The following is a 3,076-nucleotide window of genomic DNA, read 5'->3' as shown; positions in this document are numbered from 1 at the left end:
GTCGCGGCGAGCAGGCCGGCCCCCAGCAGGGCCGCGCGGCATGCCGCGCGCCGGACGGCATGGCGGGCGGTATGATGGGCGGTATGATGGGCGGTATGATGGGCGGCATGGCGGGTGGGCACGATCCGAAGACGATCCGTTTCCATGGATGACCTCTTGTCCGGGAAGAAGGGGTGCCGGGGCGGCGGGGTGCCGCGACCGGCCGGGTAGGATGGTCCCGTCATCGGGCATGGACATACTGGCCCATGCGCCATGAATGACGCCAGACCGGCGCGGGCATTTTTTGATCGGGATGCGGGCAGCCCGCACCCCGGCGGTCAGAAGCCGGCTGACATCGAGACGAGGGCGGAAAACCCGCCGCCGACCACGTAGACCGGAGCGGCGCCGGCGACGATCTGCCCGTTCGTGGCCCGGGTGTCGTGGGCCGCGCCGGTATTGCTGCCGGCGCCGGAGAGATATTTATTGTCGCCCAGATTCATGAGGTTGAGCTGAATCTGCGGGTGCCGGGCCGGACCGATGGCCTTCAGGCGGCAACCCAGCGCCAGGTTCGACGTGACATAGGCGTGCAGGGCCTGGTCGTTCATGAAGGTCGTGTACTGGGAATCGACATAGCGCAGGTCGAAATTTGCGAAGAGCCTGCCGTCGTCATATTGCAGCCCGATCGCCCCGGTGAATTTGGGCGAATCGACCGCGATCTTGCCGGCGGTCGGCAGATAGCCGATGCCGTCATTGTAGTTATTGTCGAACGTGGCATGCAGATACTGGCCCGACAGATAGGGGCTGAAATGATGCCAGTGCGCGAGACCCAGTTCGGCTTCGATTCCGCGCGAGGTCTCGCCGCCGACATTCAGCGGTTCGGACACCAGGCTGTTGGTGCCGGGGATGTAGCCGTACGACGTCACCTGGTGATTGACGATGTTGTAGTTGAAGGCCGCGACCGAGCCGGGGGCGCGAAAGGACGTGGTGCCGTTGACATAGATCTGGTCGCGGGGCGTCAGCTTGTACGAGGCCAGGGTGGTGATTTCGGTGTCGGGCGCAGCGCCCCCGATCCCCAGCGATCCGGTGGGAACCGTGCCGAAATAGCTTTGCGTCGTATTGATCCGTTCGCCGTACGGCGCGGGGCCGAACATGTGCATGTAGTACGGCGTCACGTCCAGCGTGACCGCGGGCGCCAGGCGGAAATGCGCGGGAGCCGCCACCGTCATGGCGTGATTGAGATTGGAATTCAGCTTGTAGTAATTTGGGTCGTTTCCATTATAGGCGCCCCCGTCGTAATTGAGGCCGCGCCCATATTGGTGCCATTGGGCGAGCGTGGGATCCACAAACGAGTTGAAGGTCGTGGCGTTGTAGCTGAACAGGCCGGCGATCGCGTTGTCCCTGCCCCATGCCTTGACGAATTTCGCATCGAGATGGTAGCGCCGGCCGCCGCCGGGACCGCGCCAGCTATTCCATGACATATGCGAGAACGAGACGAAGCCGCGGATCCCGCCATTGCCGATATCGCCAGTTTCGAAACGCGCGAATTCCTTGTTCGCGCTGTGCGTTCCGTTGGCCAGGGACAGGAATCCGCCCATCTTGTGGGATGGATTGACCTCTTTCATGGTCACCTGGCCGCCTACGGCATTGTAGAACGGCGCGTCGACGTCCGGCGAACCCTGCGAGACCGTGACCGGGCCGAGATTTTCGGTATCCACCACGGTGTTGGTGTAGGGCGCGTAGCGGATCGGGTCGGCGATCGGCACGCCTTCGAACACGAAGCCGATCTGTTCCTCATTGCGGATGTTCATCTGGTCGCGCGTCACGCCGCTCTGCGCCCGGGGGGCGGTCTGTACCGGCATCAGGCCGCCCCCCGCGTGGTGTTGGTGTTGGTGTTGGTGACGCCGGTCGCTGTCGCCATGCCCTCGGTCACCGTGATGGCCTTGGGGCCGGTGTCGGCGGACATGCCGGCCGGCTGGACAGCGCGGGCCATGGAAGCGGGTCCCCCATCATGAGCGGGTGCGGCGCGCCCATGTGCGGGCTGTCCAGGCCCGGCATGTCCGGCCCGCGCATGTTTCGCCGCCGGATCGGCCGTCGTGCCGCCGATGCGGCAGGTCCGCAATAACCGGAAACCGCGAAGGTGGAACAAAGGACAGAAAGGCGTCGGGCGCGTATCTTCACAATCCTGATCCCTGTTTGGACGAGATGACACGGGACACCAAACGTTCTGGATTGTCACCATTCTGTAAGGGGGCGCGCATGCGCGCAAGAGGAAAGATCAGATATGATCTTATTTTATGCGTTAGGTTGATTGAATGGCGCCATCCAGTCGGGTCGACCACATGCGTGCGGCCGGATTTCGGCCGATATTCGCGGAGCGATCGACCAACGCACGCGGAATCCACGCCCATTTGGGCGGACGAAAATGATCATGTTCATGCTTGTATATGATGGGACGGGCAGTGCCCTGGGCGTGGCGCCGCTGCGCCAGCGTTCGATCGTCAGCGTTCGATCGCCAGCGCCACGCCCTGGCCGCCGCCGATGCACAGGGTGGCCAGTCCCTTGCCGGCGTTGCGGCGGCGCATTTCATGCAGCAGCGTGACCACGATGCGGCAGCCCGAGGCGCCGATCGGGTGCCCCAGCGCGATGGCGCCGCCATTGACGTTGACCCGGGCGTCATCCCAGCCGAGTTCCTGGCCGACCGCCAGCGATTGCGCGGCGAAGGCCTCGTTCGCTTCGATCAGGTCGATATCGGCCAGGCGCCATCCGGCGCGGTCCAGGCAGCGCCTGGTGGCCGGCACCGGGCCGATGCCCATCATCGCCGGATCGACCGCGGCGCCGGCATAGGCCGCGATGCGGCCCAGCACCTCCAGCCCCATCGATTCAGCACAGTCGCGGCGCATCAGCAGGATTGCGGCGGCGCCGTCATTCAGGGTGGACGCATTGCCGGCGGTGACGCTGCCGTCGGGCAGGAAGGCCGGGCGCAGGGCGGCCAGGCGCTGGGGCGTGGTGTCGGGGCGGATCTGCTCGTCATTGTCGAAGCGCAGGTCTGCGCCTTTCTTCCGCGGCAGGGTCAGGGGCGCGATTTCATCGGCGAAGC

Annotated in this window: 3 protein-coding genes; all 3 read right to left on the bottom strand. The window is 65.1% G+C overall.

Annotation, left to right across the window (positions count from 1 at the left end):
- Window positions 1-317 precede the first annotated feature (317 nt).
- Window positions 318-1,838 (bottom strand): TonB-dependent receptor, encoded by a 1,521-nt coding sequence (locus HUK84_RS13580; RefSeq protein ID WP_176640766.1) that lies wholly within the window; start codon window positions 1,836-1,838, stop codon window positions 318-320.
- Window positions 1,838-1,969 (bottom strand): hypothetical protein, encoded by a 132-nt coding sequence (locus tag HUK84_RS23560; RefSeq protein ID WP_281362813.1) that lies wholly within the window; start codon window positions 1,967-1,969, stop codon window positions 1,838-1,840. Before HUK84_RS23560 ends, HUK84_RS13580 begins: the two co-directional genes overlap by 1 nt.
- A 508-nt stretch (window positions 1,970-2,477) precedes the next feature.
- Window positions 2,478-3,076 (bottom strand): acetyl-CoA C-acyltransferase (locus tag HUK84_RS13575; RefSeq protein ID WP_176640765.1); only part of this gene is annotated, 599 nt, incomplete at its 5' end.

It is taken from the genome of Nguyenibacter vanlangensis, from assembly GCF_013376155.1.
GTDB lineage: Bacteria > Pseudomonadota > Alphaproteobacteria > Acetobacterales > Acetobacteraceae > Gluconacetobacter > Gluconacetobacter vanlangensis.
The sequence above is the reverse complement of the archived record's forward strand: the minus strand, read 5'-3'. Positions and strand labels throughout refer to the sequence as shown.